We start from the raw sequence: 20,864 nt of genomic DNA, 5'->3' as shown, positions 1-20,864 counted from the left end.
GAGATAATCATGTCATTTTCCAGTAAATTGCCTGAATGGTTTGCCACTGGCCTTGAGCCGAACGCTTCACAGAAATTAACCGGATATCAAGTAGGTATTAAGCCTCCGGCACAGTGGTTTAATTGGCATCTTAATACAGCTTATCTTGCAATGAAGGAGCTACAAGAAAACGCAGTCCATAAAGAAGAAATAGAATCGCGCTTTAACACAATAAATACCAAAACGGTTACGCTGAATGCAGGTGTACAGATACTTAACGCTGTGAAGGCAGCTCCGTTTTCATTGTCCGGCGTAACCGGGAGAATGCTTGTGAATTTGCTTGGAAGGATGGGGAACTGTGAGAGTGTTGGACTATGGTCGAGCAATACCACAATCGCAACGGATACAGCCAATAAAACCAGCGGGACCAGCTCATTTAAAATTACGCTAGGTTCTGTACCCGCCACAGCTTCCGTCACCTTCCTTACGACACCAGGGCGGAAATACATTGCCATTGCTGACGTTAAAAACGGCAATTCCAGTAAGATAGCGATATCCATAAACGGCATTGCTGGAGCAACGGGTAATGAAGTGTCTTCGGCCTCTGTCTTTGCTCCGTCTGTTGTGCGATTTGCCGCTACAGACTATTTCCACATCTTGACCATTACAGGCACAGGCAACAGCGGAGGCACGTTTAATATGGATTCTGTCCGCGTCTACGAGATAAGTGACGCAGACTATGCAGCAGCGGCAACACTTACGCCCGCTCAGGTAGCTGCTAAATGGCCTTACGTAGACAGCGTAATGCCTGTACGGAATCCATATGCTATTCGGTACGGTGAGAATCTTTTGCCGAGTTTTTACGAGTGGTCGGCAAAACAAGGAACACCAACCATAGCGAATGAAAAAAGTGTTTCGGTAACGGTTGATAACAAAATAGTACACACCGTATCGCCGTTAGTGCCTGGACAAAAGTACACTGTATCAGTTCAATCCGGCGGGGCGACTGGTAGAATTACAGTAACGGATGAACCAGAATCTGCTATTGTTGTTGAAGCGTCAGGCTCAGGGTTGTTGAGTGCCACATTCACGGCAACGAGCCGAGCTGCTAATATCCGTTTACTAGGCACGTCATCGACAGCCGTTACAATGTCAAACCCCATGCTTAACATCGGCAGCACAGCCAAGCCTTTTAAGCCGCGCGAAGACTCAATGTTAGCGTTGCAAACAGACCTGTACGCCGATCCAGTGACAGGTGCTAATGCGGATACTGTATTCGAACGTGACGGGCAATACTTTAAGTCCAAGAAGTGGCAAGGATTGACGATCGACGGTAACAGGGCGTGGGTACTTGGTGACGCTGCTGCTACTGCTGGAGTCAGACAAGTAAAAATAGTAGGTCTTGCGGCTGGCGCTGTGGCTGCAAGCGGGATTGCCACGAAGTTTGATGGAAAAATAATGCCACAAGGCAGCACGGGCAACACAGCCGACACGAACGCAGTCACCGCAGCAGGAGACATCTATATTGGTATCAGTGTTGCTGACAGTGGATGGGATGATAAATACAGTCCATCACAAGATGACATCAAAGCCTACTTTTTCGGCTACAAGGCGTATGATGCTAATACCATAACGCCAGCGCAAGCGCAGGCAGCGACAACAGCGACATGGAATGGTACAGGCACTAAGTATTGGGTTCAGCGTGTGGGCGCACCTAACTTCACCCAATCCGTGCCGACACAATCCTATGCAGGGTATACGCCGTATCAACTTGTATACCAACTTGCAACGCCTACAGTAGAGCCTATTGTTTCAGAGGGACAGCTAAGTTTTGTTGAGGGTGATAATCAGGTTGAAGTAGGTACAGGGATCGTGCTGCGCGAGAAGGCTAAAATGTATCAAGAGTTAGGTACGAAAGGGTGGAACATTAACAATGGTAGCCCTGGAGAATATCAGTCATCTCTTTTGAACTACAGAGTTGACAGATTCATCGGAATTTACCGAAATTCGCAGCGTGACAGCTGGACATTGTACCCTAACACGGTAACACCTGCTGGTGCTCTGGCTCAAAGTTACAATGTGGATACAGCCGCAGCCTATACCGTGTCATACCTTGCGTTCATGTCGTCTCCAGTCGTGCCGTTCACAGGTTCCTACGCAGCCAATGAAAAGACGCTACTTGCGGACTTGGTGGACAGTGTGCAACAGAATACGGCGCGCGTGTCGGTGCTTGAGAACAAGAAGGCTGACAAAGATAATCCCGCATGGATTACTCCTACTACACTACTTAATGGCTGGGTGAGCATGGGCGTGTTGGGCTACCGGAAGAAAGACAATATAGTGCAGGTCAAGGCTCGAATTAAAAGTGGCGTTATAGGCCAGCCGTTTATGATTCTGCCAGAAGGATATAGGCCGCTTGTAGGTCAGGTTCGCCCCGTACATTCTTATACAACTACAGACGTGTTTGCTGCCGTTTTAATAAATGCTGACGGTAAATTTATCGTATCCGGTGGGAGTAACAATGAAGTGAATATCTACTTAGAGTTCACATTGGACTAAGGGAGGGGAATGTATGAAATCAGCAGCTAAAGTAAATACAGACGGCCTCTATCTGGAGGACGAGCTAGTGGACGATGCCTTTTCCGGTGTCGTCCCTTTTTATGCTCAGCCAGATAACACTGATCAGGACGAGGGTGCCGAACCAAAAAAGCCGGAGCTTGTAGGCTATACGGTGGGTGTACCGATTACAACGCCGGGTCTGTACAAGCCGAAGTTTGACCTTGTTGCATGGAAGGCTTATGAGAGTGCCGTATACGAGGCACAGGAGGCGTATATATCAGCATTGGATGACTGGCAGGCTAAGGGAAGGGCAGAAGGGGAACAGCCTGTATATGTTGCTCCTAGGCAGCCTGATAATCTTTGGACAGAAGGACTCACGCCAGAACAGATAGCGGAATTAACCAAGCAGCCAGAACCGCAGCCAAAGCTTCGTGAAGAACTTACAAATACACAGATTGCAATGGCTGATATGTATGAGCAAATGCTTGCAATGCAAGCTGAACTTAAAGCTCTTAAAGAGGGGAGGTGATTAACGTGGCAGCCATATATGGATCTCTAATCATGAAAGGCATAAAGACGTTTGCTCAGGTGCCAGATATACAAAAGGAACCTGTTAGGGCATATCTAGCAAGTTGGGGATTAGACGTGGATGGCACACCATTAGAAAAACGGGGAGAGTAAGACAGGAAAATTTTCCTGAGCAAAATAGATAGAGACGGGGGAAAGGGTATGCCGGAAGGAGACGTGATGGCAATTGAACAATTGCATGCGAAAACAGAAGAGTTAACAGCTCAACTACAAGGACTTAGCGCGGAGTTTGCGAGGCTTTCCGCACAAACATTGTCGGATGAAGCACGTTTTAAACTGATCGAACAAACAGCGGGGCGCCATGATGAAGAGATTCGCCAGCTCAAGGATTCGACTAGAATGATGCAACTGCAATTTGATCAGGTTATGACCAAGATTGACACGTTAGAAATGAAACTGTTTAGCTGGCTCCAACAAACGCAGCAGGACAGTGTTAAAGAGCGAACCACGAATAACAAGCAATGGTTTCAGTTCCTCACATTTGTGTTGGGTGGGACTATAATTGCTATCGTCACGGCGGTATTTGTAAAAGGGGGATTGTGATAATTGGATACAACCAAATATACGATAGAACGGCGCTACATAAACAAGCGCCATAACGTAAGACCGGGTACTCGTTTAACGTCGGGTGCACCGGTCTTTTTAGTTGCTCACGACACAGGCAATCCAGGAGCTTCAGCGGATAACCACTTTACCTATTTTCAAAATCTAAAAGACCGGTCCGCATCTGCCCAGGTCTTTGTAGATGACAAAAAGATTCTGGAGATAATCCCAACAGGAACCGGACCAGACGCAGCAGAGAAAGCTTGGCATGTCTTATACAACGTTACAACGGACAATGAACGCTTTGGCGACGATGCAAACGATATTGCCCTCGGTATAGAACTTTGTTTTGGTGGCAAGATCGACACGCTAGAGGCTTACAAACGCTTTGTATGGTACCTGGCCTACTGCTGCAATAAATGGGGGATTAACCCACGCACACACATACCGAGTCATAAGCAGCTTGACCCGGCCCGTAAAAGGGACGTAGACCAAGCCCTTGCGACGATCGGTAAGACACTAAAGGAATTGGTTTATGACGTGGAAACGGAGCTTAAAGGCGCTTCTGTGGCTCCTGCTGCACTGGACTTTACGCCGTTACCTATGTATATCGCTCAGTCACTTATAGACAACTATGTATCTCCAGCTTGGTTCGCTTCTCAAAAGGCAGGGGACGATGTGGGCAAGACGCATTTCCATAACCTAGCCAATAACCTTCGGGCGGCGGCCGGGCTGAACGAAAAAATCTACCGCTTGCTGGAGCTGTGAAACTGTTTAAATCCAATGCACAAGAAATCATTTTCCGCTGGCTCCAACCAGCTTGGTTTAAAGCGAAACAAGCAGGCGACAAGGAACAAATGCAACACTATAACAATCTGGCCAACTATCTGCGGCGTGCTGCAGGTTTGCCAACACAATAAGAGGGGGATTTATAAATGCAAAACGTAATCGAAACAATTCAACCAGCTATTAGTACCATTGTTACAGCCATTGTAGGCGTACTGGTGACCTTTGCTTTGGCGGGGATTAACACACTTAAGAATAAGGCTAATAATTGGTTAGATGCACGTACAACAGCGGCACAGCGAGAGGTAATCCATAAAGTATCAGGAGAGGCATTCGCACTTGCTCAGACTACGTTTAAAGATGCTGGCGGAGTTCGCAAGATGCAAGAGGCTTTACAATATGCATCCTTGCGATTGACGGAACAGGGCATTGTGGTATCGCCTACGGAGTTGCAAGCCGCGATTGAGAAAGCATATCTGGAGTATAAGGCCAAAACAAAAGCAGGACTGGCTACTGAGGCACAGCCAAACGAGGAGGCAGCACAGGCCGCAGCTAAGGAAGCTGTATCGGGTCTTGCTGCAAAGTTGAATGATTTTTTGGCACAGGCTACAGCAGAGGTAGCCAATGCTGTTCCTGCTCAGGTGCAATCTGAACCTGAGCCTATTTCAACGCCGACAGAAGATAAATAAACACCTGTAACTACTACTGAAAAAATGTAAAAAAACACCCTGCTGGTGTGTGCTGGCAGGGTGAGGGTATTAAAAAAACAAGTGTTCATCATCTTCAAAGTCATCTGTTTTTAAAATATTTTGACTATTAATTTGCTCCCAACCTTCTTTATAGAAGACTGGTGTAGAATTGTTGTGATCGGCTCTAGAGTAGTTATTACAACCATACATAAAGCCTTTTCCGTTTTTAAATAGTCGTAAATGTAAATCTTCACCACATATTGAACAAGTAAATTTCTTTTCATGAACTGGGAAAATCGGATCGTATTGGTTTACTGCTAATACAACAATAACGACTTCATTTGCGCCAGATGCCAATAAAGTTTTTGCGCATTCACCTACAGTAGCCCCGGTTGTAATCACATCATCAATCAATACAATTTTCTTTCCTCTGCAGTCTGGCGACGAAACGAATTTCCCTTCGACATTAATTGATCGCGATTCCTGATTTGTCATAGTTTTTTGTTTAGGAAAATCCTCTATGCATTTAAGGTGATCGCAACAATTTATTGTGTTTGTTTCTGCAGAGATTAATTCAACTATTTGCCTGAATCTGTCTCTTTCGCCGTTTGGTCTTGGTGGGACTCTAGTAACCCCATCTGCATTCAATGACTTTATTATACTTGAGAAAATGCCGTTAAATAAGTCCATCTGTGAATCATTAGATTTGCTTCTAATAATTCTATGAGAAAGTTGATGGACTCTATTTTTAAAGTAATGTCTGGAACTATAGTATCTCCCACCCGCAATAACTTTTAGTTTAAGACCCTTATATTCCATGAAGTATTCAAATACAATCCCGTTATTTGAAAAAGACTCGCCGTATTGATTAATTATGGTGGTGTTTACCTCAGCGAAATAACCAGGGTATTCTTTAACGAGTCTTATAATATCCTTTACCTCTTTCAGGTAGTAGTCTGGCATATGACCAACTTGGCTTTGATCTAGGGTGGAATTTATATATAATGTTCCTACACGAGAATGATTTTGAATTGTTTTTAGATACTCAAAATTTTTTGAAATTACAACTGTCTCAAATGGCTCTATATTCATATGGGACATAGCTTGATCTAATGAGGGTAAAAGAGTTTCTTTTTTTAAGAAGAAAGTATCATTATTAAATAATTCCTTTAATGTGGATATTTCTTTGTCAGAATCTAAAATGAATGAACAAGAAAACTTATTCGAAATTTCAATCCACTCATCTAAATTTTCTAAATGTTCAAGTAAAACAATAAATCCCTTAAGCTCATTTAGTTCCACAAACATTGTTATCCCTCTTCATCAAATAAACTTATTTGTCGAATTTCTGTTTCGGATGATTTCTGTTGGTGATTCTTTGATGATTGAATTAAATTAATTATATTTGACTGTTCAAGCTTTTTTATTAAGTCTTCGATTCTAGAAAACTTCTCTGCGCCAACTTTTTGTATATACTTCCGGGGCCATTTTAATTTTTCGTTATCTAGCGCACTTTGGGGAATGAATACTAATCTTTTTTGTTTTAACGCATAGTCTGCTTGAATTAAAGCCCCACTTGTTTCACCGGCCTCAATAATAACAGTCGCAAGACTGAGACCGCTCATAACACTATTTCTTAATGGGAAATTCCATCTTTGAACTGTAGAAGATGGAGCAAATTGAGATATAAGTAATCCTTCCTCAGATATTTTCTTTTGAATTTCAGCATTCTCTCTCGGATAACTTTTCGTAAGAGGAGTGCCTATTACTGCAATCGTTGGATTATTGTTTATTAATGCTCCTTCATGAGCAGCGCGATCAATACCTTTGGCAAGACCAGAAACCACAACTATTCGATTCTTTCCAAGGACTGCTGCTAGTTTTGTTGCTTTTTTTGTTCCATCTTCAGAAGGAACTCTTGTTCCGACGATGGCTACACCTTGATATTTGATAAGGTTTAAATTTCCCCGCATAAACAAAAAAGGAGGGGCTTGTTCTGTCTTTTCAAGTAATTTGGGATAGTATTCTTGACCAATCTTCATTACAATATCTGTTGGGAGCAACTGATTAAAACCCTTATATACAGTATTATAAGTTTTGGTAATAATTTCAACATCAATTTTTAGAAAAGTTGATATTTCATGAGCATATTCAGTCAATGGGGTATGCAAGTCAAATTTATTCTTTACCTCTTCATAAACAGGCTTGGTTTTTTTCATAGAGTTCCCATGTAAAGTTTGAAGTGTAAAATAATTGATGGATTCTGTTATTATCTTAGGATCATTACCAAATAAAACTGATTCTGTTTTCATGTTATCCAAATCCTTTTTAACACTGCTATTTTTAGTAGGTTCAAAAATTGCTAACTCTTTAAGGCGTTCATCTAAATCTTGTCTTAAATATAACGATCCCGAACGTGAGATTTTTACAGGTTCTAATTTTCCTGATTGGACTAACTGATTTAGACGTTGGGAAGTGATATTTAGATATTTTGCAGCCTCATTAGGAAATAAAATTTCCGCTGCAATAAAAGATCTCAAGTCCTCCCTATTATTAAAGTCGACCATAATTTCACCTCATTAAAAGTGGTTATGTTCTAATTTTAAACTAACTATTGTCGATTATCAATACATACTATTAAATGTGTGAATGATAATTCTTTTGTCATTGTTTTAGTCTATAAATTTAATAAATCATTTACAGATTCCCCCAAACGATGTATGCTGATAACAACACATACGGAAGCACCGTTGTGCAATCCGAAAGCATCGGTGATACCCTGCTGGCATACGCTGGTGGGGTGTTTTTTACGTTTAAGGGGGAAACGTTATGCGTAAAACCTGTATTACAATTTGCTTGCTTGGGGCGTTAATAGTATTAGGTGGGTTTATAAATACACTGTCCCACGCAGAATGGGGTGATAAGCCCCGTGTACAAACTTCTGCTCCTGTATCCGCTACAACAGTGTCAGGAGAAACTGTGCGGCTGGAATTTCCGTCAGACCGCTATCCTGAAACAGCACAGCACATTAAAGAGGCTATAGCAGCCGGAAAGTCACCAGTATGCACCATAGACCGTGAGGGGGCAGACCATAACCGTGAACTATCTCTGAAAGGTGTACCCACTAAAAAGGGTAAAGACCGCGATGAATGGCCTATGGCTATGTGCTCCGAAGGTGGAGAGGGCGCAGACATTAAGTACATAAGTCCAAAGGATAATCGTGGAGCTGGATCATGGGTAGGTCACAAGCTGGACGACTACGCTGACGGAACAAAAGTTGAATTTATCGTTAAATAACGGAAAAAGATTCTATCTGCCAAAGTTTGATAGAATCTTTTTTTGCATGACAAATTTCCCCTAACTTCGACACTCTTAGGATAGTAGAATGGTTATATAATCATAACAATTAGGAAATCTACAGAACACTATCATGAGGTGATTCAGCATGAACCATACATATAAAGTGTTAAAGTCGGATATCGAACTATTTACAGCAGCATTAAGCCAGGTAAAGGTGTACGTTGTTCAGCCGTTGGGTGAGGATTTGATAACGGTCGTAGATTATGGAGGATCCATAGAAAAGTTTTCACCGGATATAATTAAGATTTCCGGAGTGTATTATATGCGGAATCAGTTTGAATTTAGGGTAGATAAAAAGCTCTGCTAACCTTAATTGGTCGGCAGAGCTTTTTAAGCTTATGTTGATTTTGTATCTTTTGATTCTACTTTCTTATAATCTGCCTCATCTCGTTCTAACTGTTCATGCAATGCCTCTATTTTTCTCCAAATAGCCAGTTCTTCGGGAACGAAACCACGATTATATTTTAAACGTTCCTTCATATCGTCTCGCAATATGAGCATTTCCCAAGGTGTTAACTCTAAATTATAAGGTCCCATAACCTCACCTTCCTACTTGAACAATTTACCAATCGCTTTAAATATATCAAATGTGCTGCGATTATATACCTTATTGTATGCCGCCTTACGTGGGTTTCTAAGCCAGCCCCAGCCCCGTGGCATCTTAATGCCTGCGCGGTGTATAATCTGCCGCTTGAGGCTGGTACGAGCTGCTATACGCTTGTTTAGGTTGGGCTTACGTGGGCCGTATTTCATTCTGCTTCCTCCAATGTAGTGGAGCCTTTGAACATGTTAAGATCCAAATCAAACAGTATACCGATCCGTACCAACTCAGCAGCAGTAAAACGGTCCTTTTTTAACTTTAATGAAAAGGTGACCTCTTTAATGCCTACTTGTTCGGCCACCCATTTATTTTTATATCCTCGCTTATCAATTTCGCGTACGATCATTTCCGCGATAGTCATATATTTATCAGCCTTTCAGAACAATTATGAGGGTAATTACACTTATGACAAACCCGGCTAAACTCATTGCAAAGCTGGCAACGTTTAACTTGCTCATATACGGTGTAACCTCCTTCGCTTCGTGGTATACTTAATTAAAGAGAGAACATAAGCCCCGTTACAATCCGCCTCTTTCGAGGCGAACCGTAACCCTCAGCTTACTACTTAAGTAGTAAGACTATGAGGTTGATGATCGCTGTCATCAATGTAATCAGGACCGTCAAGAACTGGATTACATCTTTGACTTCAGGGGGCTTACGTTTTCTCTTTTTCTTTGCCATTTTTTTTCCCTCCCTTCTGATATTAATTATACACCTATATTATATTATTGTCAAATAAAAATTATACAAAAGTATAATTAATGGAGAGGCGAAGGGGGATAGAAACACAAAAACCCCGGATTGCTCCGGGGCATGTTTTTATTCAAGACCAAATTGGGCTTTTGCTTGTAGTTTGTTACCTTGGAATGTGAAATTGGCATTTGCACCAAGTCCGCCCTCGCCTTGATATGAATACATTACAGTATAGTATTTGTCTCCCTTTTCACCAACCTCTGAAAGAGCTTCACCGGGACCACCAATAATTTTAGAAACTTCCTCATAAGTCATTCCATTTTTAATTTTGTTATATTTAGCTTTGGTAATAGTTCCGGAATTTTGCGGCTCTGCTACTGTACGACCCTCAATTTTTCCGTTATATAGTTTCCAGTTAGATTCACCCTTAACGCCACGCGAACCGAGTTCACCACTGAAAGAAACAATATCCCCTTGGTTCAGACCGTTTAATTCTGAACGGTCTGAAACTTTTACGATAACAACATCTCCGAGTTTTTTCTTTTCAGCGCTAATATCTGACCATGATTCGCCGTTGTAATCTGCTGGTTTACCGTAAACATAAAGACTGCTTGAACCAGCTTCAATGACCACACCTGACCATTTCACAACTTGATTTCTTACACTGTCGAATGTTTCTCCCTGCTTGGAAACTGGCATTGCAAAGAGAGTAGATGAAAACTTATCAAAAGGAAGCGACGTGTCAATCAATGGCTTTTTAGCATCAGTCTGTTCCTTTTGCGCAGTAGTAACTTCTTTCTCTTTAACAGGCGTAGTAGCTACTGGTTTGGAATTAGTTTCGGTTGGTTTCTGTGTGTCTGCGACTGATATTCCAATAACAAATATTATGAAAGTAGCTAACCCAAAGAGAAACATCTTCTTAGCCTTGTCATTCTTTTTTATTAAAGCTATAGCCCACAAAACAAAAAACACAAAAAAAGCCAGCAAAGCAATCACAGCTATTGCAGTCATTACATAACCCCTATCTATTGGTAATATTATTATAAAAATAGTATATATGACCTAGGAATATTTTTCTAGTACAAAAGTTTTATAGATGGCAAATAAAATATCTTGTTAGGAACAAACGTTCGTAATATAATCGTTACATAATACATCAGGAGGCTACATACATGTCTAAAAAATTAGAAGGTAACGGTTTTTGGGAAAGCAGCCGGATTATCATACCAGAACATAAAGAGGTTTATCTGAAGCTCATGAAGGACCGACAACGGAGAGGAAAGCCAGAGCTAGACGATCAAGAGGTACAATTGATCGAACAGGCTCTAATAGAGTCTTACAATACACGTACAGTCGTCACAGTGACCGTATTTAGCCCGTTTGATGATACGGTTATGACTGGTGTAGTTACGTCAATTAACACAGCGCGTAGAGAGGTGAAACTGGTCCGGGGTGAGGATGATTTTAGCTGGATTAAGCTGGAGGATATTATTTCGGTAAATACATAAAATACCTTGATTACCCAATACACCGCTATATAATTAAGGTAACTTAAATATAGGGTGGTGTAAGGTGTTAAGTAATGTGATTTATATATTGCTTGGCGTTTTGGATGCAATAGCCGTTATGGTGTTTAGTCTTAAAATATATATGCTTCCAGTAGCATCATATAAAAGAAGAATTATTGGTTTTGGGGTATTAATCGCTATAATTTCTTTTTTCATGCGTGTGGTTTTCGACATTCCTAAGTGGGATTTACCTTTACAATATATACTGTTTATATTGTTTTTTAGATACGGGATGTCGATTAAGACACATCTAGCGGCATTTATCCTCGGAGCTGGAATTAGTGCATATGCGATTGTGCAAGTCGGCGTCTACTATTTTTATAACTTTCTGGGTATTTTACAGACAGGGGTACTACAGCAAAACACAACTTATCAGGTCTACATCTTACAAATAACATATATACTTATCTGTTTTGCTATATCGTTAATCCTTAGAATTTATTATATCGGCTTCTCGTTTATCGTTACTCCGCCGCATGATTTTATATGGAAAGAAAATTATTTATCCGAAGAAAATAGGAGGGTATCAGTTAGTGCTCTTTTATCCTCTGTCACCATCTTTATAGCCGAGGTTCTTTTATACCAGTCCAGTCCGTTTGTTCTTTTACTAATGTCTATATTCACATTTGGTTTCTCCTATATTCTTTCGAGGAAGGAGGACAGGGAAGATGCTAGAAAGGCTATCGAGGCGTATCGCGAACGTTTTAAAAAAAGCTGATCCAGAAGGGCCAGGAAGCGTTGAGGTGTTAACCTACATAATAGGTATAAAGCTTAATTGGTTTTCTGGTCTTGTGCTTACGGCGTTATTTGGATGGATGCTAGGACATTTGGTAGGTGCACTCGTAGCTTTTTTCTCATTTGTTGCACTTAGGAAGTTTTCTGGAGGACTGCATTTTAAATCTTTAACGGTTTGTGCTGTGTTTTCAGCTGCGCTTTTTGCTAGTATACCCTTGGTGGATTTAAGACATATTGGCACGCTACTACTTACAGCCATAACAGCATTAGTCGTACTATGCGTGGCGCCGAATAACTTCGAAGAAATTAATCCTTCTAAAATAGATCCATATCTAAAATGGATTTCCCTTACTATTGTACTCACTAATTTTATTATTCAATCTCCTATAATTGCTCTTTCTTTCGCGGCTCAGGCTATTCTACTCCTACCGCTACCGATTCTGAAGGGAGGTGAAAGAGCATGAAAAAGACTATTGCGCGTCTTGTGTCCAAACAGTTAGTAAAAGATGCTAACAAAGCTGCTGTAAGCCGCAAAACAATCATCGGAGCTTTACCGCTGCCGAAAGAACTGAAGAAATGATTTGATCTATGGACAACAACAGAGAGATTTTTGCACCTGAGATTATGTCGGATGGTAGTTACGGAGATAGATTTTCTTTTTTTGAGGGCGATCTAATAGCCATCGAAAACTGGAAGCCAAAATCCAACTATGAAATACCGTTTTTTTTCACAACCAGCGGTAATTATACAGTTCCAACTACACTCGGGGAATTCTCAAACGGATTTCCCGATTTTATTAGCTTGGATTCAGGTAATTTGGTTAATCTAAAAAATGTTACCGCACACGAAACGGCAGACTATGGCGGCAAAGTTTTTTTTGGTGGTTCCCAAACTTATACTAGCGTTAATAAAACTAATTCTGTATTTTTGGGTGACCTTATTGATGCAGCTAAAAAGCGACCTGATGAACAGCGGTTTATTTTAGGCGAAACCAAAACTTCGGTCGGCCTTTACCCTGCGAAAGATGTTTGCTTTTTTGATATGTGGGACCCCAAAAAAAATTATCATGTTCCCCGTTTTCATAACCAAAATGAATACATCGCAATTGTTTTGACCTTTAAGAAGTGTAAGAAGGTTTTTCCTTACCTGTTTCCCGCTACTCCAAGTCACCTTATTAATTTGTCTAAAGTAGCAGGGTATGATGAGCAGAGTTATGGAACCGAAATTACATTTAAGGGTACGGACTACACTTGCCCTATATCTAAAAACAAACTTGATATGCTTAAAAAAATATTAGATATTAACTAAGCCCGCCTTTGGTTGGGCTTTTATCATACATATAGGGAAAAGTCAAGATAAATTCACCCTAGGATGACCCAACTCGCATTCGACATCATACGACATTTTTCCCCTTTACGTCATAATGTGATGTTGGTATAAAAAGGTTAAGAGATTCAAGAACTCAAAATAACAGGGACTTTCGTTCCTGTTACGAGAGGGGATGTGAAAAAAACGCCTCCCAAAGAGAGGCGCTCGAATGTGGGTTGGCATCCCTGCCAGGATAGCCAAGTTAGATCCCACGGAAAAATAGTCACAGTGAGTATACATGAAAAATGATTGTCAGTAAATGCATCGGAAGTCGGGAGAGTGAATGGGATGATACAGTTAAAAAGAGTAACTACTATTATGGAGGCTTGCGAGCGGAGCGAGGACTTGTTACATAAAAGGCTTGCAGTAATCCTGAACAGTTTGCACGATGATTACAACGTCGGCGTGGATATCATTGAGGAGATTGAAGATTTATACATTATAAAAGGGGATATTTATTGTAGATCAGCTTACCAACAGGGATTAAAGGATGCTTTAAAACCAAGAGGGGATGTTAACACGTTAACCGAATGTTAACGCAATACAGTATTTTTGGTTCTTATTAGTTCATAAATAGCACAACAAGAAACCTTTGTGTTCATATGTTTTCATAAATAACACAGGCAAAAACAGCATGGGCGGCATGATGTAATAAGGGTCTCAAAACCCTGTAATACCGCTATTTAAAGGGCTCCCGAGAGGGAGCCCTTTTCTATACCATTGCTACACCATGAGTGCTCATGTAGCTTGCAGCGGAGTTTCTGTAATTCGGCAGTTTACATCAATCATTTGCTCTAATAGCTTCTATACATATTGTGGTGTAGTATATATGCAAATTATCCAAAGGGGGAAGTTGTGTGGAGCTTCAAACTATATTAGCTTTTCTGGGAGCAGCAATTGTTCTCACCATTATGCCGGGTCCCGACAACGTGTTCACTCTGACACAGAGCATAGCAAAAGGTAGGAATGCAGGGATATTTACTACTTTAGGCCTTTGCACGGGATTGTTGGTTCATATTTTTGCAGCAACCTTCGGCCTCGCAGCAATAATTTATCAATCTTCCTTGGCATTTGCAGTAATCAAATACGCTGGAGCAGCTTATCTATTATTTTTGGCGTATAAGTCATTTAGAGCAAAAGATACGAGTTTTGAACTCAAGAGTGGTGATACCTTGAATTACAAATCATTGTATAAAAAAGGTGTCATCATGAATGTGTTGAATCCAAAAATATCACTTTTTTTCTTGGCTTTTCTTCCTCAGTTCGTAAACCAAGAAAGCGGTAATGTTTCTATTCAAATGCTAGTTCTTGGAGTGGTATTTTTAATGCAAACTTTAGTGCTTTTTATTTTGATAAGTATTTTTGCTGGAAAAGTAGGCTCCTTTCTACGGAGAAATCCATCCTTTTCTAAAAAAATCAATTATATTCAAGGCTCGTTATTTACACTCATCGGCTTAAAAATCGCATTTACCCAAAAATAATAGAAGGTAGTACTTTTCAACCCAATCATTAAGGACTAGCTGTTGAGCTAGTCCTTTTTTTGTTGGAAAAGCATACAACACACGCCGAGAACAGGTGGGCGGTCACAGAGGTTTAAGATCATGACCAACGAGTTGGAGCATACGGACAGGCCTATGCCTATCTTTTCCTAGATGAAGTCAACAGCCCAATCTTTTTGGTTAATTGCACAATAAGCTAATTTGACTAGACTTTGGAGGTGACCATTAATTATGTTTAGACATTATTGTTGGCAAAAGAAAATGCATCGGAGAAAATTTAGAAGATGTTCAGTTAAAAAATTCAAAGTTTTGCCGAAGGTCATTGTTAAAGGAATTCAAGGGCCTCAAGGACCTCAAGGACCTCAAGGACCCCAGGGACTGCCAGGTCCACAGGGAGTTCCAGGTGCTCAAGGTCAGCAAGGGCTACAAGGTTTCCAAGGAATTCCTGGCCCTGCAGGGCCAGTAGGAGCAACGGGACCGGCAGGAGCAGTAGGACCAGCAGGACCAGCAGGAGCAATAGGGCCAGCAGGACCAGCAGGAGCTACGGGGCCAGCAGGGCCTGCAGGCGTCGGGATATCAGACTTCTTAAGTGTTTTCAGAGCAGATCCTGGTACGGGGACTGACACAGTTCCGGGTAACTCACCCATTACCTTTACTGGGGTTTTAGCGAATGTTGGGGGTGCATTTACTTTTACTCCTCCATCTCCAACGATAACGATTAACGAGACGGGGAGCTACTTCATCTCATTTTCTATCCACAACCAAGGTGATGCGGACTTCAATCTCACTGTTAACGGAACTCCTATAACACCCTTACCTTTTTCAGGCAATGGTGGGGGACCTACCGCAGCTGAAGTTATTATAACCGTTACAACAGTTCCAACTACAATACAACTGGTAAATGCCAATGCAACTCCTGCTCAGTTGCACAATAATATTAATACAACTATGACAATATTAAAGTTGACGCCTTAATATTGTTGCTTAGTAGTAGCTTATTCAGTAAAAGGTTTAAGGTTTATGTCTTTTATCCGGTCAGTTTGTCTAATTATTCAGAGACCTGAGATATGGAAATGCCTAGAGAGAGAATCCCTGAACGGGACAAAGCCAGACAGATGTGGTTGGAGAGCAGCGGGGCGATGCGACTTAAGGACATCGCCGCTGCTCTTTCTGTTCCTGAAAAGTCTGGTTCGCAAAGGGAAGTCTATGAACCGCTGGTAGGAGACTTTGATTATTTTCTGTTATCAAAAAAACATTATTTACAAAAAAATCTTATTTTCAGAAGATTCTTAAAATCGTACGAGTGGCGCATTAGCTTCAAAAGGATGAATGTTAGGTATTGAAATATAGCTGATAACGCGTTAGTATTGTGTATCTGAAATTTCATCTGGAGGCACATTATGAATGATATATTGGCATTTACGATACTGCTCATCTTTATTGTCATGTCACCAGGGATTGATTTTGCATTAATAACGAAAAGAACTCTCACTGATGGCAAGAAGGATGGTTTCAAAATTGCACTAGGTTTAACTAGCGGAGCTCTCGTTCATACATTGGCAGCCGCATTGGGGCTTTCTATCATATTAATGAAGTCGGCTGTAGCATTTGAGGTAGTCAAATATGCAGGGGCAGTTTACTTGATATATATGGGGCTGTCTTCCTTTATAAAAAAGGAAAGAGTAATTTGGTTCAAGAGAAGCAAGAGAATTCTAGAAAATCAGCGTTTACACAAGGATTGGTTTCCAATGCATTCAATCCGAAGGTTGCTATTTTTTTTCTCACGTTCTTACCGCAATTTGTTCTACCGGGCTATAATCCCAGTTTGCAGTTTTTACTGATGGGCTCTCTTTATGCTCTACTTTCGATTATATGGTTTACTACAATCGTATTATTGTTAAGTTACATAAGAAGTTGGTTAATGTCACCTAAAGTTCAAAATATGATCGATAAGGTCACGGGACTCGTGCTGATTGGTTTTGGTTTAAATATGATCTTCAAAGTTCAAAAAACAGGATCATAAATAAAGGAACGGGCTATGGAAGCTCGTTCTTTTTTGTTAGGGGAAACGACCAGAAAGAGATACCGAGCAGCATAAGGCAAAACAGATGTGGCTGGAGAGCTACGGGCATATGAAGCTAAAGGACATCGCCGCTAGTTGAGGGTTAGACGCCTTAAGTGAAAGCGTTGACATAAATTTCAACCCTCTATATACTTAGCTTAGTTAATTGAAAATGAATAGCACTGGGATTGTTACTGTTACGCAGGCAAAACCTAAGGAACCAAATGCTAAGATCCAAGGATCTTATGTATTTTGTTATCTTAGGTTTTTTTGTTTATAGAGACAGGAAGGTTAAATATGGCGGTTTAGACAACCTGTCGAAGCCGTTTCTTCTATTATGATGTTCACATCTGAGAGGAGCGACAAACTTGGAATACAAATATGAGCTAGTCCAGGCAGACAATCATTTTCCATTAAAAATTATAGCTCATTCCTCCAATGAACCAGCATACATACCTAGGCATTGGCACGACAGCATCGAAATATCCTATGTACTCTCAGGAAGAATCGACAATATCTATATAGATGGCATGAATTATAGCTCCAAAGAAGGAGATATTGTGCTCATTAATTCGAATGCTATTCATTCCTTTTCTGTGGCTAAGGGCCAAGGTAGACAGGCTATAACTGTTCTGATTCCTTCAGGATTTATTCGAGAAAATATAAAGGATAGTAATCCCATTTTATTTGATTGTATATCCATTTTCGAAACCAACGAGCAGAGATTACAGCATTTTGAGGAGCTGCGTGATCTGTTAAACACATTATTTGTGGCTTACCTCAACCAGCACAATGACCCTTTAATACATATTCACTTAACGTCTCTATCTTATAGATTGGTGTACCTTTTATTAATGCATTTTAAAATTGACAACGAATCGCTCCCTGGCTTTAACACGAATAAATATTTGGAGCGGCTGACATTGATAACTGATTATATCAAAGAAAATTACGATCAGAGCCTATCGCTGGATTCCATCGCTCAGGTTTTTGGATTGTCTCCCGAATATTTGTCCCGTTTTTTTGTAAAGCATGTAGGGTTGACACTCTTTCAATATATCAACGCCATCCGTCTGGAGAAATCTTTCCGTGTTCTTATGAATACAGACCATTCTATTATACAAATTGCGCTGGAACACGGATTTCCGAACGAGAAGTCTTTTGCCAGGGTATTTAAAAAGGTTTATCACGTGACGCCTCATCAATATCGTAAAAAGCACAAGAGGCTTTCTGAAGCAAGGAGTCAGTAATTGACCTGAATTAGGCTAATAAAAGGCAGGATGCAAATAAAAAAATCGTTAAAATTAATAATGTAAGCGTTTTATTAATGGATCTAGGAGGTAAGACATCATGTTTAAACAGTTTAAAAAGGTTGCTAAAACATCTATGTTATTCACTTTAGCTGTCAGTACGACCTTTGCTTTCAACTCCGGTGCATGGGCCAAGGATGCCAAGGTACAGCCCACCTCATACCGGACGGTTGCGGAGGTGAAGGATTGGGGAGCAGCCATTACGAAGATCATTGTTAACCTGGGTAAGCCAGTACCCAAAGATGCGATAACAAACGATACATTTAAGGTACATGTGGAAAGAAGCGACAATAGGTTGGTAAATTCCTTTATTGAAAAAGGTAACAGGAAGGTCACCAAGGCCTATGTATCGGACAAAAGCGGCAACCCTGTAAAGAAAACCGGAAGCTACGTTGTGCTGGAAATGGAAATCGGTCCGTCCTTAACTTTGGGTTCCGCTATTCATTATGATGCAGGTTCCGGGTTTAACGGATGGAATGATAACAAATATACGATCACGCAGCAAAAGGCTATTAAAACCCAATCAGGAACAATTTCCGGATTGAAGATTGATACTTCCTCAGGTGAAATCCGGAAGCTTGTTGATCAGTTTACAACTGGCAAAGCTACATTTGATGGGGTTACTTTAACTTACGCGAACTACGCACCAGCAAAAGACAAAGTGAAGAACCCTTTGGTGATCTGGCTGCATGGTATGGGAGAGGGAGGTACAGATCCGACGATTCCAATTTCGGGAAATAAGGCAGCGAATTTTGCTTCTAAGGATATTCAATCTTATTTTGGCGGGGCTTATGTGCTGGCACCTCAGACCCCAACCTACTGGATGGATGGTTTTACAGGCTTTGGAGACGGAACCTCGAAGTACGAGCAAGCATTGATGTCCTTAATTAAGGAATACGTGGCTCAAAACAAAGACATTGATACAGATCGAATCTACATTGGCGGAGACTCCAACGGAGGATACATGACTATGCTGCTGATCCGTGATTATAAAGACTATTTTGCAGCAGCTGTGGTGGCGTGTGAAGCCTTGAAGGATAGCCTTATCACCGATGAACAAATTAATGACATGAAGGACCTGCCGATCTGGTTTGTCGCCGCCAAAACCGACACCGTAGTTCCACCCAACGATTACATGATTCCGACCTATAACCGTTTGGTGAATGCGGGAGCAAAGGATGTCCATATGTCGTTGTTTGATAATGTAGTGGATACTTCTGGTTTGTACAAGAAGAGCGACAAAACACCGTATGAATATAATGGCCACTGGTCCTGGATTTACGTATATAACAATGAAGTATCAAAGCTGATTAACGGAAAGAAAACAACAATGATGCAATGGCTGGCCTCCAAAACATTGGACTGAGAAGTATAGCTATGTAAAATAAGATGCGGTACTCACTATTCAGGTTGCGATTTCTCCTCTCACAAGTTAAATAAACTTGTGAGAGGTCTCTTGTATTATCTAATTCCCATGTCGATCCTGCATATTTTTTGCATAGTCAACGGCGAGCCCACTTTAATTCTTCTTGAAATATTTGTGTTTAGTTCATGTTATTTTGCTCTTTCACTTATTCACTTCAATCAGCCCATCCGGCTTTTCTCGATTAGAGAGTAATTCAGATACAGTGACGAAAGAATAACCTCTTCTCTTGAGCTCAGGGAGAATAATCTTCAAGGCATCAACGGTTTGTGTACTTTGATGTACATAATCGTGCATGAGGACAATATCACCGTTACGGGCATTGCGAAGCACCTTATCAGCGATACGGTGTACACCGGGCTTACGCCAATCTAGGGTGTCCTGATGCCAGGACCATAAAATAATTTTCAGTCCCTTCTCTTTGGATAGCTTGACCAGTGTATCGTTATAGGAGCCGCCTGGTGGTCTAAATAGATGGGTCCCTGCTCCAGTTGCCTGAACGATACTGGCCTGACCTTGATTCAATTCGGACAGAGCTTTATTGCGGGAAATATACTGAAAGGATGAATGAAGGAAGGTATGGTTGCCAACTTCATGTCCTTCCTCTCGTTCCCGTTTTACAAGGTGTGGCAGCTTTTCTACGCGGCTGCCGACGACAAAAAAGGTCGCTTTCGCATCATATTTCTGAAGTAAATCAAGAATGGCAGGCGTATTGCTTTCGTCCGGTCCGTCATCGAATGTGAGAGCGATAAGCTTACGATGGGTAGGAACTTCCCATACAATGTCGCCCCGTTCTTCGTAATAGGCTCTTCCCTTTGTAGGAGCGGGAGAGGCGTATGATGTGTCTTGTGCATTCGTATATGGAATGGGACAAGGAGTAATACTCAGCAAAGAAACAGCGATTCCAGCGCATAGCAAACGGTTATATTTCATCAGGCTTCTTCTCCGTTCTGACGTATTCTCACATTAGCTTGCCAAGAAGAAGCGTATACCATTCCTCATTTCTGAAATTCACATTACCAATCACCTAAATAAATCACCAAAATACTATCTAGTGTATAAGGTACAGATTGCTGATTTTTGCTCAATAACAGTGCTCGC

Annotated in this window: 27 protein-coding genes and 1 pseudogene; 21 read left to right on the top strand and 7 right to left on the bottom strand. The window is 41.1% G+C overall.

Going from position 1 to position 20,864, the window contains the following annotated elements:
* Positions 1-9: 9 nt before the first annotated feature.
* From G7035_RS02100 to G7035_RS02075, 7 genes are read left to right on the top strand one after another with little or no spacing between them, the layout of a single operon-like run.
* Positions 10-2,538, top strand: a complete 2,529-nt coding sequence (locus G7035_RS02100) for a hypothetical protein (protein ID WP_019686513.1) — start codon at positions 10-12, stop codon at positions 2,536-2,538.
* Positions 2,539-2,551: 13 nt separating this feature from the next.
* Positions 2,552-3,067 (top strand): hypothetical protein, encoded by a 516-nt coding sequence (locus G7035_RS02095; protein ID WP_019686514.1) that lies wholly within the window; start codon positions 2,552-2,554, stop codon positions 3,065-3,067.
* Positions 3,068-3,072: 5 nt separating this feature from the next.
* Entirely contained in the window at positions 3,073-3,219 is a 147-nt protein-coding gene (locus G7035_RS02090; protein ID WP_019686515.1) for a CD1375 family protein, read from the top strand.
* Positions 3,220-3,267: 48 nt separating this feature from the next.
* A complete protein-coding gene (locus G7035_RS02085) occupies positions 3,268-3,669 on the top strand; it encodes a hypothetical protein (protein WP_019686516.1) in 402 nt (133 codons plus the stop codon).
* Between the two features lie 3 nt (positions 3,670-3,672).
* Positions 3,673-4,437 (top strand): peptidoglycan recognition protein family protein, encoded by a 765-nt coding sequence (locus G7035_RS02080; RefSeq protein ID WP_230877814.1) that lies wholly within the window; start codon positions 3,673-3,675, stop codon positions 4,435-4,437.
* Complete coding sequence (locus tag G7035_RS27150) at positions 4,434-4,589, top strand: hypothetical protein (protein ID WP_230877385.1); 156 nt, start codon at positions 4,434-4,436, stop codon at positions 4,587-4,589. Before G7035_RS02080 ends, G7035_RS27150 begins: the two co-directional genes overlap by 4 nt.
* 15 nt (positions 4,590-4,604) lie before the next feature.
* Positions 4,605-5,144 (top strand): phage holin, LLH family, encoded by a 540-nt coding sequence (locus G7035_RS02075; protein WP_019686518.1) that lies wholly within the window; start codon positions 4,605-4,607, stop codon positions 5,142-5,144.
* A 69-nt stretch (positions 5,145-5,213) separates the two neighbouring features.
* Here G7035_RS02075 and G7035_RS02070 read toward each other — a convergent pair whose 3' ends face one another.
* Positions 5,214-6,452, bottom strand: coding sequence for a phosphoribosyltransferase family protein (locus G7035_RS02070; RefSeq protein WP_019686519.1), 1,239 nt, complete (start codon positions 6,450-6,452; stop codon positions 5,214-5,216).
* 2 nt (positions 6,453-6,454) lie between these two features.
* Positions 6,455-7,711, bottom strand: a complete 1,257-nt coding sequence (locus G7035_RS02065) for a DNA-protecting protein DprA (protein WP_019686520.1) — start codon at positions 7,709-7,711, stop codon at positions 6,455-6,457.
* Positions 7,712-7,973: 262 nt separating this feature from the next.
* On the opposite strand from G7035_RS02065, the gene G7035_RS02060 reads away from it, so the two are divergent.
* Positions 7,974-8,441: a NucA/NucB deoxyribonuclease domain-containing protein gene (locus G7035_RS02060; RefSeq protein ID WP_019686521.1), complete on the top strand. Its 468-nt coding sequence runs from the start codon at positions 7,974-7,976 to the stop codon at positions 8,439-8,441.
* A gap of 148 nt (positions 8,442-8,589) precedes the next feature.
* The gene (locus G7035_RS02055) at positions 8,590-8,811 is read left to right on the top strand and encodes a hypothetical protein (RefSeq protein ID WP_019686522.1); all 222 of its coding nucleotides are present in this window, start codon (positions 8,590-8,592) and stop codon (positions 8,809-8,811) included.
* Between the two features lie 29 nt (positions 8,812-8,840).
* Here the strand turns inward: G7035_RS02055 and G7035_RS02050 are convergent, their stop codons facing one another.
* The 4 genes from G7035_RS02050 to G7035_RS27145 all read right to left on the bottom strand — a co-directional run bounded on the left by G7035_RS02050 (position 8,841) and on the right by G7035_RS27145 (position 10,809).
* Complete coding sequence (locus G7035_RS02050; RefSeq protein WP_019686523.1) at positions 8,841-9,041, bottom strand: hypothetical protein; 201 nt, start codon at positions 9,039-9,041, stop codon at positions 8,841-8,843.
* Between the two features lie 12 nt (positions 9,042-9,053).
* A complete protein-coding gene (locus G7035_RS02045) occupies positions 9,054-9,257 on the bottom strand; it encodes a hypothetical protein (RefSeq protein ID WP_019686524.1) in 204 nt (67 codons plus the stop codon).
* Positions 9,254-9,466 carry a hypothetical protein gene (locus G7035_RS02040; RefSeq protein WP_019686525.1) on the bottom strand — a complete coding sequence of 71 codons (213 nt, stop codon included), beginning with the start codon at positions 9,464-9,466 and terminating at the stop codon, positions 9,254-9,256. Before G7035_RS02040 ends, G7035_RS02045 begins: the two co-directional genes overlap by 4 nt.
* Positions 9,467-9,924: 458 nt before the next feature.
* Positions 9,925-10,809, bottom strand: a complete 885-nt coding sequence (locus tag G7035_RS27145; protein WP_019686528.1) for a DUF3862 domain-containing protein — start codon at positions 10,807-10,809, stop codon at positions 9,925-9,927.
* 161 nt (positions 10,810-10,970) lie between these two features.
* On the opposite strand from G7035_RS27145, the gene G7035_RS02030 reads away from it, so the two are divergent.
* The 12 genes and pseudogenes from G7035_RS02030 to G7035_RS01975 all read left to right on the top strand — a co-directional run bounded on the left by G7035_RS02030 (position 10,971) and on the right by G7035_RS01975 (position 19,706).
* Complete coding sequence (locus G7035_RS02030) at positions 10,971-11,306, top strand: YolD-like family protein (RefSeq protein ID WP_019686529.1); 336 nt, start codon at positions 10,971-10,973, stop codon at positions 11,304-11,306.
* Between the two features lie 64 nt (positions 11,307-11,370).
* Positions 11,371-12,084, top strand: coding sequence for a hypothetical protein (locus G7035_RS02025; RefSeq protein ID WP_019686530.1), 714 nt, complete (start codon positions 11,371-11,373; stop codon positions 12,082-12,084).
* Complete coding sequence (locus tag G7035_RS02020) at positions 12,035-12,565, top strand: accessory gene regulator ArgB-like protein (RefSeq protein WP_019686531.1); 531 nt, start codon at positions 12,035-12,037, stop codon at positions 12,563-12,565. The genes G7035_RS02025 and G7035_RS02020 overlap by 50 nt, the downstream gene beginning before the upstream one ends.
* Before the next feature lie 124 nt (positions 12,566-12,689).
* Positions 12,690-13,409, top strand: a complete 720-nt coding sequence (locus G7035_RS02015) for a LytTR family transcriptional regulator DNA-binding domain-containing protein (RefSeq protein ID WP_019686533.1) — start codon at positions 12,690-12,692, stop codon at positions 13,407-13,409.
* Between the two features lie 348 nt (positions 13,410-13,757).
* Positions 13,758-14,006, top strand: coding sequence for a hypothetical protein (locus tag G7035_RS02010; RefSeq protein ID WP_019686534.1), 249 nt, complete (start codon positions 13,758-13,760; stop codon positions 14,004-14,006).
* 320 nt (positions 14,007-14,326) lie between these two features.
* Positions 14,327-14,950 (top strand): LysE family translocator, encoded by a 624-nt coding sequence (locus G7035_RS02005; protein WP_019686535.1) that lies wholly within the window; start codon positions 14,327-14,329, stop codon positions 14,948-14,950.
* Positions 14,951-15,199: 249 nt separating this feature from the next.
* Positions 15,200-15,943 carry a collagen-like protein gene (locus G7035_RS02000; protein WP_019686536.1) on the top strand — a complete coding sequence of 248 codons (744 nt, stop codon included), beginning with the start codon at positions 15,200-15,202 and terminating at the stop codon, positions 15,941-15,943.
* A 92-nt stretch (positions 15,944-16,035) separates the two neighbouring features.
* On the top strand, positions 16,036-16,311 hold the full coding sequence (locus tag G7035_RS27140) for a phage terminase small subunit-related protein (RefSeq protein WP_029514905.1): 276 nt from the start codon (positions 16,036-16,038) through the stop codon (positions 16,309-16,311).
* Between the two features lie 57 nt (positions 16,312-16,368).
* A pseudogene (locus G7035_RS01990) lies at positions 16,369-16,991 on the top strand (LysE family translocator).
* Positions 16,992-17,076: 85 nt separating this feature from the next.
* A complete protein-coding gene (locus G7035_RS27880; RefSeq protein WP_080561202.1) occupies positions 17,077-17,130 on the top strand; it encodes a hypothetical protein in 54 nt (17 codons plus the stop codon).
* Positions 17,131-17,398: 268 nt separating this feature from the next.
* The gene (locus G7035_RS01980; RefSeq protein WP_029514907.1) at positions 17,399-18,280 is read left to right on the top strand and encodes an AraC family transcriptional regulator; all 882 of its coding nucleotides are present in this window, start codon (positions 17,399-17,401) and stop codon (positions 18,278-18,280) included.
* Between the two features lie 100 nt (positions 18,281-18,380).
* A complete protein-coding gene (locus G7035_RS01975) occupies positions 18,381-19,706 on the top strand; it encodes a prolyl oligopeptidase family serine peptidase (RefSeq protein ID WP_019686537.1) in 1,326 nt (441 codons plus the stop codon).
* 201 nt (positions 19,707-19,907) lie between these two features.
* On the opposite strand, the gene G7035_RS01970 is transcribed toward G7035_RS01975, so the two are convergent.
* Complete coding sequence (locus G7035_RS01970) at positions 19,908-20,696, bottom strand: polysaccharide deacetylase family protein (RefSeq protein WP_019686538.1); 789 nt, start codon at positions 20,694-20,696, stop codon at positions 19,908-19,910.
* Positions 20,697-20,864: the final 168 nt, after the last annotated feature.

Source organism: Paenibacillus polymyxa (assembly GCF_015710975.1).
Lineage (GTDB): Bacteria > Bacillota > Bacilli > Paenibacillales > Paenibacillaceae > Paenibacillus > Paenibacillus polymyxa.
This window is presented reverse-complemented; position numbering and strand designations above follow the sequence as displayed.

Bases quoted from the DNA above. Each gene is read 5' to 3' on its own strand.
- G7035_RS02100 (WP_019686513.1), top strand. From the start codon at position 10: ATGTCATTTTCCAGTAAATTGCCTGAATGGTTTGCCACTGGCCTTGAG.
- G7035_RS02095 (WP_019686514.1), top strand. From the start codon at position 2,552: ATGAAATCAGCAGCTAAAGTAAATACAGACGGCCTCTATCTGGAGGAC.
- G7035_RS02085 (WP_019686516.1), top strand. From the start codon at position 3,268: ATGCCGGAAGGAGACGTGATGGCAATTGAACAATTGCATGCGAAAACA.
- G7035_RS02075 (WP_019686518.1), top strand. From the start codon at position 4,605: ATGCAAAACGTAATCGAAACAATTCAACCAGCTATTAGTACCATTGTT.
- G7035_RS02070 (WP_019686519.1), bottom strand. From the start codon at position 6,452: ATGTTTGTGGAACTAAATGAGCTTAAGGGATTTATTGTTTTACTTGAA.
- G7035_RS02065 (WP_019686520.1), bottom strand. From the start codon at position 7,711: ATGGTCGACTTTAATAATAGGGAGGACTTGAGATCTTTTATTGCAGCG.
- G7035_RS02060 (WP_019686521.1), top strand. From the start codon at position 7,974: ATGCGTAAAACCTGTATTACAATTTGCTTGCTTGGGGCGTTAATAGTA.
- G7035_RS02055 (WP_019686522.1), top strand. From the start codon at position 8,590: ATGAACCATACATATAAAGTGTTAAAGTCGGATATCGAACTATTTACA.
- G7035_RS02050 (WP_019686523.1), bottom strand. From the start codon at position 9,041: ATGGGACCTTATAATTTAGAGTTAACACCTTGGGAAATGCTCATATTG.
- G7035_RS02045 (WP_019686524.1), bottom strand. From the start codon at position 9,257: ATGAAATACGGCCCACGTAAGCCCAACCTAAACAAGCGTATAGCAGCT.
- G7035_RS02040 (WP_019686525.1), bottom strand. From the start codon at position 9,466: ATGACTATCGCGGAAATGATCGTACGCGAAATTGATAAGCGAGGATAT.
- G7035_RS27145 (WP_019686528.1), bottom strand. From the start codon at position 10,809: ATGACTGCAATAGCTGTGATTGCTTTGCTGGCTTTTTTTGTGTTTTTT.
- G7035_RS02030 (WP_019686529.1), top strand. From the start codon at position 10,971: ATGTCTAAAAAATTAGAAGGTAACGGTTTTTGGGAAAGCAGCCGGATT.
- G7035_RS02020 (WP_019686531.1), top strand. From the start codon at position 12,035: ATGCTAGAAAGGCTATCGAGGCGTATCGCGAACGTTTTAAAAAAAGCT.
- G7035_RS02015 (WP_019686533.1), top strand. From the start codon at position 12,690: ATGGACAACAACAGAGAGATTTTTGCACCTGAGATTATGTCGGATGGT.
- G7035_RS02010 (WP_019686534.1), top strand. From the start codon at position 13,758: ATGATACAGTTAAAAAGAGTAACTACTATTATGGAGGCTTGCGAGCGG.
- G7035_RS02000 (WP_019686536.1), top strand. From the start codon at position 15,200: ATGTTTAGACATTATTGTTGGCAAAAGAAAATGCATCGGAGAAAATTT.
- G7035_RS27140 (WP_029514905.1), top strand. From the start codon at position 16,036: ATGGAAATGCCTAGAGAGAGAATCCCTGAACGGGACAAAGCCAGACAG.
- G7035_RS01975 (WP_019686537.1), top strand. From the start codon at position 18,381: ATGTTTAAACAGTTTAAAAAGGTTGCTAAAACATCTATGTTATTCACT.
- G7035_RS01970 (WP_019686538.1), bottom strand. From the start codon at position 20,696: ATGAAATATAACCGTTTGCTATGCGCTGGAATCGCTGTTTCTTTGCTG.